Origin of the sequence: Streptomyces mobaraensis NBRC 13819 = DSM 40847, from assembly GCF_017916255.1 — a bacterium.
GTDB lineage: Bacteria > Actinomycetota > Actinomycetes > Streptomycetales > Streptomycetaceae > Streptomyces > Streptomyces mobaraensis.
Genome location: NZ_CP072827.1, coordinates 5,478,981 through 5,492,380 on the forward strand (window position 1 = coordinate 5,478,981; position 13,400 = coordinate 5,492,380).

Annotated in this window: 10 protein-coding genes; all 10 read left to right on the forward strand. The window is 73.0% G+C overall.

Features of this window, described 5'->3' with window-relative positions; translation table 11 throughout:
* Positions 1-96 precede the first annotated feature (96 nt).
* The 10 genes from J7W19_RS23785 to J7W19_RS23830 all read left to right on the forward strand — a co-directional run bounded on the left by J7W19_RS23785 (position 97) and on the right by J7W19_RS23830 (position 13,188).
* Positions 97-1,551: an aldehyde dehydrogenase family protein gene (locus J7W19_RS23785; RefSeq protein ID WP_004950012.1), complete on the forward strand. Its 1,455-nt coding sequence runs from the start codon at positions 97-99 to the stop codon at positions 1,549-1,551.
* 264 nt (positions 1,552-1,815) lie between these two features.
* A complete protein-coding gene (locus J7W19_RS23790) occupies positions 1,816-3,072 on the forward strand; it encodes a sensor histidine kinase (protein WP_233478162.1) in 1,257 nt (418 codons plus the stop codon).
* Between the two features lie 21 nt (positions 3,073-3,093).
* Entirely contained in the window at positions 3,094-3,792 is a 699-nt protein-coding gene (locus J7W19_RS23795) for a response regulator (protein WP_004950018.1), read from the forward strand.
* Positions 3,793-3,923: 131 nt separating this feature from the next.
* A complete protein-coding gene (locus J7W19_RS23800; protein WP_004950019.1) occupies positions 3,924-5,858 on the forward strand; it encodes an acyl-CoA dehydrogenase family protein in 1,935 nt (644 codons plus the stop codon).
* 89 nt (positions 5,859-5,947) lie between these two features.
* Positions 5,948-7,228 carry a 1-deoxy-D-xylulose-5-phosphate reductoisomerase gene (dxr, locus tag J7W19_RS23805; protein WP_004950020.1) on the forward strand — a complete coding sequence of 427 codons (1,281 nt, stop codon included), beginning with the start codon at positions 5,948-5,950 and terminating at the stop codon, positions 7,226-7,228.
* Positions 7,225-8,526: a M50 family metallopeptidase gene (locus tag J7W19_RS23810; protein ID WP_004950021.1), complete on the forward strand. Its 1,302-nt coding sequence runs from the start codon at positions 7,225-7,227 to the stop codon at positions 8,524-8,526. Before dxr ends, J7W19_RS23810 begins: the two co-directional genes overlap by 4 nt.
* Before the next feature lie 177 nt (positions 8,527-8,703).
* The gene (gene ispG, locus J7W19_RS23815; protein ID WP_210455368.1) at positions 8,704-9,861 is read left to right on the forward strand and encodes a flavodoxin-dependent (E)-4-hydroxy-3-methylbut-2-enyl-diphosphate synthase; all 1,158 of its coding nucleotides are present in this window, start codon (positions 8,704-8,706) and stop codon (positions 9,859-9,861) included.
* A 129-nt stretch (positions 9,862-9,990) separates the two neighbouring features.
* Positions 9,991-10,836 carry a GNAT family N-acetyltransferase gene (locus J7W19_RS23820; protein ID WP_004953194.1) on the forward strand — a complete coding sequence of 282 codons (846 nt, stop codon included), beginning with the start codon at positions 9,991-9,993 and terminating at the stop codon, positions 10,834-10,836.
* 55 nt (positions 10,837-10,891) lie between these two features.
* Positions 10,892-11,425: a GNAT family N-acetyltransferase gene (locus tag J7W19_RS23825; protein WP_004953198.1), complete on the forward strand. Its 534-nt coding sequence runs from the start codon at positions 10,892-10,894 to the stop codon at positions 11,423-11,425.
* 56 nt (positions 11,426-11,481) lie between these two features.
* Positions 11,482-13,188 carry a proline--tRNA ligase gene (locus J7W19_RS23830; RefSeq protein ID WP_040892226.1) on the forward strand — a complete coding sequence of 569 codons (1,707 nt, stop codon included), beginning with the start codon at positions 11,482-11,484 and terminating at the stop codon, positions 13,186-13,188.
* Positions 13,189-13,400 lie beyond the last annotated feature (212 nt).

Here is a 13,400-nt window from a genome sequence, read left to right on the forward strand (position 1 = left end):
GCGCCCACCGCTCCATCGCGGACAAACGACGCCCGTAGGGCCGCCCCCTACCGTGGGGAGCGAATCAACCACCCCCACTTCGGAAGGGCCGGACCCGTGACCGACACCCCCGCCCCGCACGCGTTCTGGCTGGCCGGCCGCAAGGCCACCGGCGAGGAGACCTTCGACGTCACGAACTCCTGGGACGGCCGCCTGGTCGGCACCGTGAGCGTGCCCACCGAGGCCCAGGTGGAGGAGGCCGTGGCCGCCGCCCACGCGGTACGCGAGGAGTTCGCGGGGACGCCCGCGCACGTCCGTACGGCCGCCCTCGACCACGTCGCCAAGCGGCTGGCCGAGCGCACGGAGGAGATCGCCCAGCTGATCTCCGCCGAGAACGGCAAGCCCATCAAGTGGGCGCGCGGCGAGGTCGGCCGGGCCGTCTCCGTCTTCCGGTGGGCCGCCGAGGAGGCGCGCCGCTTCAACGCGGGTGACGCGCAGCGGCTGGACACCGACCCCGGTTCCACCGGCCGCCTGGCCCTCACCCGCCGCTTCCCGCGCGGCGTGGTGCTCGGCATCGCGCCGTTCAACTTCCCGCTGAACCTGGCCGCCCACAAGGTCGCGCCCGCCATCGCCGTCGGCGCGCCGATCATCCTCAAGCCGGCCCCGGCGACCCCGCTGTCCTCGCTGGTCCTGGGCGAGCTGCTGGCCGAGACGGAGCTGCCGGCCGGTTCCTGGAGCGTCCTGACCGTTCCCAACGACCGCATGCCGGCCCTCGTCCAGGACGAGCGGCTGCCGGTGATCTCGTTCACCGGTTCCGGCCCGGTCGGCTGGTCCATCCTGGACTCCGCGCCGCGCAAGCACGTCACGCTGGAGCTGGGCGGCAACGGCGCGGCCGTCGTCCTGGCCGACTGGTCCTCCGAGGCGGACCTGGACTGGGCGGCGCAGCGCATCGCCACCTTCTCCAACTACCAGGGCGGCCAGTCCTGCATCTCGGTGCAGCGCGTCATCGCCGACGCGTCGCTGTACGAGCGCCTGGTGCCCAAGGTCGTCGCGGCCGTCGAGGCCCAGGTGACCGGCGACCCGTCGGACGCGGCCACCGATGTCGGCCCGCTGGTCAGCGAGGACGCCGCCAAGCGGGTCGAGTCCTGGGTGGACGAGGCCGTCGCCGCGGGCGCGAAGCTGCTCGCCGGCGGCAAGCGCGAGGGCGCCACCTACGCCCCGACCGTGCTCGCGGACGTCCCCGCCGGTGTCACCATCGCCTGCGAGGAGGTCTTCGGACCGGTCCTGACCCTCTCCAAGGCCGACGGCGAGGAGGCCGCCTTCGCGGCCGTCAACGACTCGCCCTACGGCCTCCAGGCGGGCGTCTTCACCCACGACCTCCAGACCGCCTTCCGCGCCCACCGCGCGCTGGAGACCGGCGGCGTGGTCATCGGCGACGTCCCGTCGTACCGCGCCGACCAGATGCCCTACGGCGGCGCCAAGCAGTCCGGCGTGGGCCGCGAGGGCGTGCGCTACGCCATGGACGACTACACGTACGAGCGGGTGCTCGTCCTGACGGGCCTGGCCCTGTAACACGCCAGTGCGCTCCGGGCCCGCGGCCCGGAGCGCACTGTTCCCCCGTGCTGCCGGCACGTTCCCCCGATTTTCCCCCGTGAAGCTCCGGGGTGCCGACGGGAAAGACTCTAGGGACCCGGCGGGCGGGACCCATCCCCTCGCCGGTTGAATCCCGGGTCAACCCCTGCGGTACCCGGGCCCCTCCCCTCCACCCGACGCGGCAGGCGGCGCGCCCGCGCCCGGCCGATGCCGGGCCGCGCGCCGCGCGGGTACGCTGCGGCGGTGCGGACGGCAGGGGCGGCAGCGGCGCGGTCGCGCGCGTGGATGCGGACGCTGGAACGGCGGTCCGCCGCCTGGCCGTTGTGGGTGCGGGACGCGCCGCTGGCGGTGTGCTGCGCCATCGCCACGGTGGTCTACGTCAGCACGCCCTCGCCCGCGAACGACCTCTGGAAGCGGCCCGACGCCCTGGCCTACGGGCTGATCTGCGTCATCAACCTGAGCCTGGCCGCCCGCCGGCTGGCGCCCGTCCTCACGTTCGTCCTGACCAGCACCCTGTGGATGGTGTTCGTCGCTTCCGGATACTGGCCGATCGTCAACAGCCTGTGCCCGATGGTGACGCTGTACGCGGTCGCGGCGAGCCGTCCCGCGCCGGTGGCCGTGGTCTGCGGCGTCTGCTGCGCCGGGTGCGCGGTGCTCTCCTCGGTGCTCGGCGACACCGACGACCTGGTGACCACGGTCGCCCAGGCCGCGGTGATGCTCCTGATCATCCTGAAGTTCGGCGGCAACGCGCGCCAGCTCGCCGACCGCAACGCCGAGTTGTCCCGCCTGGCGGCCCAACTCCGCAGGGAGCGGGAGGAGAACGCCCGCCGCGCCGTCGCCGAGGAGCGGGTCCGCATCGCCCGGGAGCTGCACGACGTGGTCGCCCACCACATGTCCGTGGTGTCGGTGCAGGCCGGGCTCGCCCGCTATGTCTTCACCAGCGATCCGGCCACCGCCCGGGACGCGCTGGGCACGATATCGGCCAGCAGCGGGGAAGCGCTGGAGGAGATGCGCCGGCTGCTGGCCGTGCTCCGGGTCGGCCCGGAGGGCGGGGACGACGGCGGGCATCCGGAAGGCGACTGCCCGTACCACCCGATGCCCGGCCTGGACCGGCTGGAGGCGACCGTGGAGCGGATGCGGGCGGTCGGCGTCCGGGTGGACCTGGAGGTCACGGGGGAGCGGCGGCCCCTGGCGGCCGGCCCCGACCTGTGCGCGTACCGCGTGGTCCAGGAGGCGCTGACCAACATCATCAAGCACGCGGGCGCGGCCCGCGCGGTGGTGCGCGTCGCCTTCCGCCCGCACGAACTGGAACTCAGCGTCACCGACGACGGCCGGCCGTCGTCCCGCCGGCGCCGAAACGTTCCGGCCAACCCGGTGCCGTCCGGCGGGCACGGATTGATCGGCATGCGCGAGCGCGCCAGGATCTACGGGGGAAGACTCGCGGCCGGACCGCGGGCGGACGGCGGCTTCGAGGTCCGGCTGACGCTTCCCCTCCAGTGACCGGCGGGGGCGGGACGGATCATGACCGGCGAGCAGGGCGGCGGTACCGGCATACGCGTCCTCGTCGTCGACGACCAGGTCCTCATCCGGGCCGGCGTCGCGGCCCTGCTGCGCGCGGCCCCCGGCGTGACCGTGGCCGCCGAGGCCGCCGACGGGCAGGAGGCCGTCGACCTGGCCGTCGCCCACCACCCGGACGTCGTCCTCATGGACATCCGGATGCCCGGTCTCAGCGGCATCGCCGCCACCGAGCGCATCCTCGCCGCCGGACTCGTCCCCGCGCCCAGGATCCTCGTCCTCACCACCTTCGACCTCGACGAGTACGTCTACGCCGCGCTGCGCGCCGGTGCCTCCGGCTTCCTGCTCAAGGACGCCGGGCCGCAGCGGCTGCTGGCCGCCGTCACCGCCGTGGCGGGCGGCGACACCCTGTTCTCGCCCAGCGTCACCCGCCGCCTCGTCGAGGCGTTCACCCGGCCGCGGTCCGCCCCCGAGCCCCCGCGCGGCGAGGTCCTCGACGCGCTCACCGGCCGGGAACGGGAGGTGCTGCGGCACACCGGGCGCGGCCTGTCCAACGGCGAGATCGCCGCCGAACTCGTCATCAGCGAGGCCACCGTCAAGACCCACCTCAACCGCGCCATGGCCAAACTCGGCCTCTGCAGCCGCGCCCAGGCCGTGGTCGTCGCCTACGAGAGCGGCCTGGTGACGCCCGGCGCCCGGCACTGACGGCCGCTCCGGCCCGGCCGGAATCCCGCACGCGGTCTGGTAGACACCCCGCGAATCGGGTACATACGGACCGGTAGCACCGGTCGGTATCGACCGTGACAACCGCCACGACTCAAGCGGCGAGGTGCCCCATGACCGCACCATCCGTACGGCCGGTCTCCGAGCGCGAGGCCCGCCGGGTCGCCGAGGCGGCCCGCGAGCAGGGCTGGCAGAAGCCCAGTTTCGCCAAGGAACTCTTCCTCGGCAGGTTCCGGCTCGACCTGATCCACCCGTACCCGACGCCCGCGCCGGAGGACGTGCGGCGCGGCGAGGAGTTCCTCGCCCGGCTGCGCGCCTTCTGCGAGACGGGCATCGACAGCGCCCGCATCGAACGCGAGGCGCGCGTCCCCGACGAGACGGTCGCGGGCCTCAGGGAGCTCGGCGCCTTCGGGATGAAGATCGACGTCCGGTACGGCGGCCTCGGCCTCACCCAGGTGTACTACAACAAGGCCCTGATGCTGGTCGGCTCGGTCAGCCCGGTCGTCGGCGCGCTGCTCTCGGCCCACCAGTCCATCGGCGTCCCGCAGCCGCTGAAGCTGTTCGGCACCCAGGAGCAGAAGGACGCGTTCCTGCCGCGCTGCGCCCGCGGCGAGATCTCGGCGTTCCTGCTCACCGAGCCGGACGTGGGCTCGGACCCGGCCCGGCTGGCGACCGCCGCCGTGCCGGACGGCGACGACTACGTCCTCGACGGCGTCAAGCTCTGGACCACCAACGGCGTCGTCGCCGACCTGCTGGTCGTCATGGCCCGGGTGCCCAAGAGCGAGGGCCACCGGGGCGGGATCACCGCGTTCGTCGTGGAGACGGCGTCCGAGGGGGTCACCGTCGAGCACCGCAACGCCTTCATGGGCCTGCGCGGCATCGAGAACGGCGTCACCCGCTTCCACCAGGTCCGGGTGCCGGCGGCCCACCGCATCGGCCCCGAGGGCGCCGGCCTGAAGATCGCGCTGACCACGCTCAACACCGGACGGCTGTCCATCCCGGCGATGTGCGTCGGCGCCGGCAAGTGGTGTCTGAAGATCGCCCGCGAGTGGTCCGCCGCCCGTGAGCAGTGGGGCAAGTCCATCGCCCGCCACGAGGCCGTCGGAGCGAAGATCTCCTTCATCGCCGCCACCACCTTCGCCCTGGAGGCGATCGTCGACCTCTCCGGCCAGATGGCCGACGAGGACCGCAACGACATCCGCATCGAGGCCGCCCTCGCCAAGCTCTACGGCAGCGAGATGGGCTGGCGGATGACGGACGAGCTGGTCCAGATCCGCGGCGGCCGGGGCTACGAGACCGCCGCCTCGCTCGCCGCCCGCGGCGAGCGGGCCGTCCCCGTCGAGCAGATGCTCCGCGACATGCGCATCAACCGGATCTTCGAAGGCTCCACCGAGATCATGCACCTGCTGATCGCCCGGGAGGCCGTCGACGCCCACCTGTCGGTCGCCGGCGACCTCATCGACCCCGAGAAGTCCCTGGGCGACAAGGCGCGGGCCGGCGCGCGGGCCGGCGGCTTCTACGCCCGCTGGCTGCCCAAGCTCGTCGCGGGACCGGGCCAGCTGCCGACCAGCTACGCCGAGTTCCACCCGGCCGGTCACACGGATCTCTCCGTGCACCTGCGCTACGTCGAACGCGCCTCGCGCCGGCTCGCGCGCTCCACCTTCTACGCCATGTCCCGCTGGCAGGGCAGGCTGGAGACGAAGCAGGGGTTCCTGGGGCGCGTGGTGGACATCGGCGCCGAGCTTTTCGCCATGAGCGCCGCCTGCGTCCGGGCCGAGAAGCTGCGCACCGAGGGGGCGCACGGCAGGGAGGCGTACGGGCTCGCGGACGCCTTCTGCCGGCAGGCGCGGATCCGCGCCGACGAACTCTTCGCCCGGCTGTGGACCAACACCGACACCCTCGACCGCTCGGTGGTGAACGCGGTGACGGCCGGGGCCTGCACCTGGCTGGAGGAGGGCATCCTCGACCCGAGCGACGACGGCCCCTGGATCGCCGACGCCACCCCGGGCCCGGCCAAGTACGACAACGTGCACCGGCCGATCCCCTGACCCGCCCGCCGGGGGCCCGGGGGCGCCTTCCGCACCGGGCTCCCCGGGCCCCCGCCCGCCGTGACCGCCCCAGCCCCCACAATGGGGGGATGACCGACTCCCTCGCTGACCCGCATCTGCGCTACTCCGCCCCCACGCACCGGAGCGGCGGCCCGCGCGAGATCGTGATCCTCGGTTCGACCGGTTCGATCGGGACCCAGGCCATCGACCTCGTGCTGCGCAACCCCGACCGGTTCACGGTGACGGCCCTGTCCGCCGCCGGCGGCCGGGTCGAGCTGCTCGCCGAGCAGGCGCACCGGCTGGACGTGCGCGCGGTCGCCGTGGCGCGGGAGGACGCGGCCCCGGCGCTGCGGGCGGCGCTGGCCGACCGCTACGGCTCCCGGCCGCTGCCGGAGGTGCTGGCGGGCCCGGACGCGGCCACCGAGCTGGCCCGGAGCGAGTGCCACACGGTGCTCAACGGCATCACGGGTTCGATCGGTCTGGCGCCGACCCTGGCGGCCCTGGAGGCGGGCCGGTCCCTGGCGCTGGCGAACAAGGAGTCGCTGATCGTCGGCGGCCCGCTGGTCAAGGCCGTCGCCAAGCCCGGCCAGATCGTCCCGGTGGACTCCGAGCACGCGGCCCTCTTCCAGGCGCTGCTCGGCGGTGCCCGCAGCGAGGTCCGCAAGCTCGTGGTGACCGCTTCCGGCGGTCCGTTCCGCGGCCGCACCAAGGAGCAGCTGGCCGCCGTCACCCCGGCGGACGCCCTGGCGCACCCGACCTGGTCCATGGGCCCGGTGATCACCGTCAACTCCGCGACCCTGGTCAACAAGGGCCTGGAGGTGATCGAGGCCCACCTGCTCTACGACATCCCGTTCGACCGGATCGAGGTCGTCGTCCACCCCCAGTCGTACGTGCACTCCATGGTCGAGTTCACCGACGGCTCCACCCTCGCCCAGGCCACCCCGCCGGACATGCGGGGCCCGATCGCCATCGGCCTGGGCTGGCCGGAGCGGGTGCCGGACGCCGCCCCGGCCTTCGACTGGTCGAAGGCGTCGACGTGGGAGTTCTTCCCGCTCGACGAGGAGGCGTTCCCCTCCGTCGCGCTCGCCCGCCACGTCGGCGGCCTGGGCGGCACCGCCCCGGCGGTCTTCAACGCCGCCAACGAGGAGTGCGTCGACGCGTTCCTCTCCGGCGGCCTGCCGTTCAATGGCATCGTGGACACCGTCGCCGAGGTCGTCGCGGAGCACGGCACCCCCGACCGGGGAACCCTCCTCACGGTCCCGGACGTCCTGCAGGCGGAGACCTGGGCCCGCGCCCGGGCCCGCGAACTGGTGGCGCGTACGGCAACCGCGGTCCGTACGGCCGGAGCGACCTCGGAGGCCCGCGCATGACCCTTCTGATGACGGTCCTCGGGATAGTCGTCTTCGTGGTGGGCCTGCTGTTCTCCATCGCCTGGCACGAGCTGGGCCACCTCTCGACCGCCAAGATGTTCGGCATCCGCGTGCCGCAGTACATGGTCGGCTTCGGACCGACGATCTTCTCCAGGAAGAAGGGCGACACCGAGTACGGCATCAAGGCGATCCCGCTCGGCGGCTACATCCGCATGATCGGCATGTTCCCGCCCGGCGAGGACGGCAAGATCGCGGCCCGGTCCACGTCCCCCTGGCGCGGGATGATCGAGGACGCCCGGTCGGCGGCGTTCGAGGAGCTCCAGCCGGGCGACGAGAGCCGGCTGTTCTACACGCGCAAGCCCTGGAAGCGCGTGATCGTGATGTTCGCCGGGCCCTTCATGAACCTGGTGCTCGCCGTGGTGCTCTTCCTCGGCGTGCTGATGACCTTCGGCGTCCGCACCGAGACGACGCAGGTCGGCTCGGTCCAGGACTGCGTCGTCAAGGCGTCCAGCGCCACCGACACCTGCCCCAAGGACGCCCCGAAGTCCCCGGCCAACGCGGCCGGCCTGCGGCCCAAGGACAAGATCGTCGCGTTCGACGGCGACCCGACGCCCGACTGGAAGACGATCCAGAAGGACATCCGGAAGACCACCGGACCGGCGACGATCACCGTCGAGCGCGACGGCAAGCGCCTCGACCTGCACGCCAACCTGATCAAGAACCAGGTCCAGAAGTACGACGGCGACGGCAACCCGATCCGCGGCGAGTACATCACCGCCGGATTCCTCGGCTTCGCGCCCGCCAGCGGCATCGTCCAGCAGTCCTTCGGCCAGTCGGTCGACCGGATGGGCGACATGGTGCAGTCCGGCGTCGAGTCCCTGGTCGCCCTGCCCGGCAAGATCCCCGACCTCTGGAATGCGGCCTTCGACGGTGGCGAGCGCAAGGCCGACTCCCCGATGGGCGTCGTCGGCGCGGCCCGGGTCGGCGGCGAGGTGTTCACCCTCGACATCCCGCCGTCCCAGCAGATCGCGCTGATGCTGACCCTGGTGGCCGGCTTCAACCTCTCGCTGTTCCTGTTCAACATGCTGCCGCTGCTGCCCCTGGACGGCGGGCACATCGCCGGCGCCCTGTGGGAATCGGTGCGCCGGATGTTCGCCAGGGTCTTCCGCCGCCCGGATCCCGGCCCCTTCGACGTGGCCAAGCTGATGCCGGTCGCCTACGTCGTCGCGGGTATCTTCATCTGCTTCACCCTGCTCGTCCTCGTGGCCGATGTGGTGAATCCGGTGCGCCTGACGTAAGGAGGGCGGGGTCCGCTCCCGGCCCCGCGCCCCCGGCGCGCGGAATGCGTTCCGCCACCGTTCGTTCGGGCGGTGTTCGGGGCGGGATGTGCTTCGGGGGAGGCGCTTGCCGTAATCTCGGAGACCGGAGCCCGCCGATCTCGGGACCATGATTCAGACCTTGGGGTTGCTCGCCAGATGACCGCGATTTCGCTGGGAATGCCGTCCGTTCCGACCAAGCTCGCCGACCGCCGCGTCAGCCGCAAGATCCAGGTCGGGTCCGTCGCCGTGGGCGGGGACGCGCCGGTGTCGGTGCAGTCGATGACGACGACGCGGACGTCGGACATCGGTGCGACGTTGCAGCAGATCGCGGAGCTGACGGCGTCGGGGTGCCAGATCGTGCGGGTGGCGTGTCCGACGCAGGACGACGCGGACGCGTTGAAGGTGATCGCGGCGAAGTCGCAGATCCCGGTGATCGCGGACATCCACTTCCAGCCGAAGTACGTGTTCGCGGCGATCGATGCCGGGTGTGCGGCGGTGCGGGTGAATCCGGGGAACATCAAGCAGTTCGACGACAAGGTCAAGGAGATCGCCAAGGCGGCCTCCGACGCCGGGACGCCGATCCGCATCGGTGTGAACGCCGGGTCGCTGGACCGCCGTCTGCTGCAGAAGTACGGCAAGGCCACGCCCGAGGCGCTGGTGGAGTCGGCGCTGTGGGAGGCGTCGCTGTTCGAGGAGCACGGCTTCCGCGACATCAAGATCTCGGTCAAGCACAACGACCCGGTGGTGATGGTCAACGCCTACCGGCAGCTCGCCGCCCAGTGCGACTACCCGCTGCACCTGGGCGTGACGGAGGCGGGCCCGGCGTTCCAGGGCACGATCAAGTCGGCTGTGGCCTTCGGTGCGCTGCTGTCGGAGGGGATCGGTGACACGATCCGGGTGTCGCTGTCGGCGCCGCCGGCGGAGGAGGTCAAGGTCGGCATCCAGATCCTGGAGTCGCTGAACCTGCGCCAGCGCCGGCTGGAGATCGTCTCGTGTCCGTCGTGCGGGCGGGCGCAGGTGGACGTCTACAAGCTGGCGGACGAGGTGACGGCGGGCCTGGAGGGCATGGAGGTGCCGCTGCGCGTGGCGGTGATGGGCTGTGTGGTCAACGGTCCGGGTGAGGCGCGTGAGGCGGACCTGGGTGTGGCGTCCGGCAATGGCAAGGGGCAGATCTTCGTGAAGGGCGAGGTCATCAAGACCGTCCCCGAGTCGAAGATCGTCGAGACCCTCATCGAAGAGGCCATGAAGATCGCCGCCCAGATGGAGAAGGACGGCGTCGCCTCCGGCGAGCCCGAGGTCAGCGTCGCCGGCTGACGTGCGCGGTCCCGTGGCGGGAGGCCCGTCGTCCTCCCGCCGGGACGGGGTAGGCGTCGCACCGGAGAGGTAAAGTGCCAGGAATCTGTTTTCCCGGCCTCCGGCCGCGACGGTGAGGCAACCGCACACGTGTTGACGACGACCACGACCAAGGTCCTGGAGCCCGGCGACCTCGACGCCGCCCTCGCGGTACTCGACCGCGACCCCGTCGCCAACGCCTTCGTCGCCGCCCGTGTCCAGGTCGCCGGCCTGGACCCCTGGCGGCTCGGCGGCGAGATGTGGGGCTGGTACGTCCTCGGGCGCCTGGAGGCGCTCTGCTACGCCGGGGCCAACCTCGTCCCCATCTGCGCCGGCCCCGAGGCCGTCCGCGCCTTCGCCGACCGCGCCCGCCGGGCCGGCCGCCGCTGCTCCTCCATCGTCGGCCCCGCCGAGTCCACCGCCGCCCTCTGGGCGCTGCTGGAGCCGCACTGGGGCCCGGCCCGCGAGGTCCGCGCCCACCAGCCGCTCATGGTCACCCGCTCGATGCCCGCCGACGTCGAACCCGACCCGCTGGTCCGCCGCGTCCGCAAGGACGAGATGGAGTTGATCCTCCCGGCCTGCGTCGCCATGTTCACCGAGGAGGTCGGCGTCTCGCCGCTGGCCGGCGACGGCGGGCTCCTCTACCAGGCGCGCGTGGCCGAACTGGTGGGCTCCGGCCGGTCATTCGCTCGGATAGAGAACGGCAAGGTCGTCTTCAAGGCCGAGATCGGCGCCGCCACCGCCCGCGCCTGCCAGATCCAGGGCGTCTGGGTCGCCCCCGAACACCGGGGCCGCGGGCTGTCCGTGACCGGCATGGCCGCCGTCCTGGACCACGCCCTCCGCGAGGTCGCCCCGGTGGTCAGCCTCTACGTCAACGACTACAACGCCGCCGCGCGCGCCGCCTACCGCCGGGTCGGCTTCCGGGAGACCGGCGCCTTCATGAGCGTGCTCTTCTGACCCGCCGCCTCCCCGGGCCCGGCGGGAAGACAGGCCGGCCGGGTAGCCTCCCCGCATGGATGACATCGTGGTCGGCCCGCTGGACCTCGCCGCGCGGGTCGACGACGCGCTGGCCGTGCAGGCCGTGGCCTTCGGGCTCACCGCCGAGGAGGTCGGCGTCCGGCGCCACATCGTGCTCCGCCACCTCACCAACCCCGGCGCCCGCGCCCTCGGCGCGACGACACCGGGCGGACGGCTCGTCGGCTTCGTCTACGGCATGCCCAACGACCGCGGGCACTGGTGGTCTACCGTCGTCGAGCCGTACCTGCGGGCCACCGGGACGGAGGAGTGGCTGGACGACGTCTTCGTCATCACCGAACTGCACGTCCACCCCGCCTTCCAGAACCGGCGGATCGGCCGGACGCTCATCACCGCGCTGACGGCCGACGCGGCGGAACCGCGCTCGATCCTCTCCGCCATCGACGTGGAGAGCCCGGCCCGCGCGCTCTACCGCAAGCTCGGCTACCGGGACCTGGCCCGGCAGGTGGTCTTCCCCAGCGCCGTCAGCCCGTACGTGGTGATGGGCGCGGAACTGCCGCTGCCGGACTGACGGCCCGCCCCGGAAATACCGGTGAGATCCGCCCGGCCCGCCGCTACCCTCCCGGCATGTCACCCGTACAGCGCCCGCTGCGTCTCTCCCAGTCGATGCTCACGACCCTGCGCGACGATCCGGCCGACGCCGAGACGCCGGGCCACCGGCTGCTCGTCCGCGCCGGCTACGTCCGCCGGAGCTCCGCCGGGGTGTGGACGTGGCTGCCGCTCGGCAAGAAGGTGCTGGACAACGTCGCCCGCGTGGTGCGCGAGGAGATGGACGCCATCGGCGGCCAGGAGGTCCTGCTGCCCGCCCTGCTGCCCCGGGAGCCCTACGAGGCCAGCGGGCGCTGGACGGAGTACGGGGACCTCCTCTTCCGGCTCCGCGACCGCAAGGGCGCCGAGTACCTGCTCGGGCCCACGCACGAGGAGGTCTTCACCCTCACGGCCAAGGACCAGTGCGCGTCCTACAAGGACCTCCCGGTCACCCTCTACCAGATCCAGACCAAGTACCGGGACGAGGCCCGGCCCCGCTCCGGGGTGCTGCGCGGGCGCGAGTTCCTGATGAAGGACGCCTACTCCTTCGACCTCGACGACGAAGGGCTCGCGGAGTCCTACCGCCGCCACCGCGAGGCGTACCTGCGGATCTTCGAACGCCTCGGGCTCGACCACCGCGTGGTCTCCGCCGTGTCCGGCGCCATGGGCGGCTCCGCCTCGGAGGAGTTCCTGGCCCCGGCCGCGGCGGGGGAGGACACCTTCGCGGACTGCCCGCGGTGCGACTACGCCGCCAACACCGAGGCGGTCACCACGGTCGCCGAAGCCGCCGACCCCGCCGCGCACGGACCGCTGGAGGAACTGGACACCCCCGACACCCCCACCATCGACACCCTCGCCGCCCACCTGGACGTGCCCGCCTCGGCGGTGCTCAAGAACGTCCTCGTCAAGATCGACGGCGAGATCGTCGCCATCGGCGTACCCGGCGACCGCGAGGTGGACCTCGGCCGGGTCGCCGAGCGGCTGGCCCCCGCCGAGGTGGAGCTCGTCACGGCCGACGACTTCGCCTCCCACCCGGACCTGGTGCGCGGCTACGTCGGCCCGCAGAAGCTGCCCGTCCCCTACTGGGCCGACCCCCGGGTGGCACCCGGCACGGCCTGGATCACCGGAGCCAACAGGCCCGGCACCCACGCGCGGAACGTCGTCTGCGGCCGGGACTTCACCGTCGACCGGTACCTCGACGCCGTCGTCGTCGAACCCGGCGACCCCTGCCCGCGCTGCGGCACCGGCCTCCGGCTCGGCCGGGCCATCGAGATCGGCCACATCTTCCAACTGGGGCGCAAGTACACGGACGTCTTCGGCTTCGACGTCCTCGGCCCTGCGGGCAAACCGGTCCGCGTCACCATGGGGTGCTACGGCATCGGCGTCTCCCGCGCCGTCGCCGCCCTCGCCGAGCAGACCCACGACGCGCACGGCCTGTGCTGGCCGCGCGAGATCGCGCCCGCCGACGTCCACATCGTCGTCGCCGGCAAGGCCGTCCAGGCGGAACTGGCCGACGCCCTCACCGCCAGGCTCTCCGCCGCGGGCGTCCGCGTGCTGCTCGACGACCGGGCGGGCGTCTCGGCGGGCGTCAAGTTCGCCGACGCCGAACTGATCGGTGTCCCGGCCCTGCTGACCGTCGGCCGCGGCGCCCCGGACGGCCGGGTGGAGCTGAAGGACCGGCGCACGGGGGAGCGGGAGGAACTGTCCGTGGACGCGGCGGTGGAGCGAATCCTCGGGCTGCGGTAGGGCGTTGGGGCGGGGTCCGGCTGGGGCGCCCGGCGGCCGGTCGCGGCGGAAGGCCAGGGCCGGTTCGGTCGAGCGGGCCGGCAGTTCGCGCGGGTCCTCGGGGTGCCGGGCGGCGGGTGTCCGGTGGCGGTGGTGGGGCGGCGAACGGTCGGCGGTGGGGTGCCGGGCGGCGAGCTCCCGGTGGCGGTGGTGGGTTGCCCGGCGGCGAGCGG

Excerpts from the sequence above, each read along its gene's own strand:
- J7W19_RS23795 (WP_004950018.1), top strand. The coding sequence starts at position 3,094 with ATGACCGGCGAGCAGGGCGGCGGTACCGGCATACGCGTCCTCGTCGTC.
- dxr (WP_004950020.1), top strand. The coding sequence starts at position 5,948 with ATGACCGACTCCCTCGCTGACCCGCATCTGCGCTACTCCGCCCCCACG.
- J7W19_RS23800 (WP_004950019.1), top strand. The coding sequence starts at position 3,924 with ATGACCGCACCATCCGTACGGCCGGTCTCCGAGCGCGAGGCCCGCCGG.
- J7W19_RS23810 (WP_004950021.1), top strand. The coding sequence starts at position 7,225 with ATGACCCTTCTGATGACGGTCCTCGGGATAGTCGTCTTCGTGGTGGGC.
- ispG (WP_210455368.1), top strand. The coding sequence starts at position 8,704 with ATGACCGCGATTTCGCTGGGAATGCCGTCCGTTCCGACCAAGCTCGCC.
- J7W19_RS23830 (WP_040892226.1), top strand. The coding sequence starts at position 11,482 with ATGTCACCCGTACAGCGCCCGCTGCGTCTCTCCCAGTCGATGCTCACG.
- J7W19_RS23825 (WP_004953198.1), top strand. The coding sequence starts at position 10,892 with ATGGATGACATCGTGGTCGGCCCGCTGGACCTCGCCGCGCGGGTCGAC.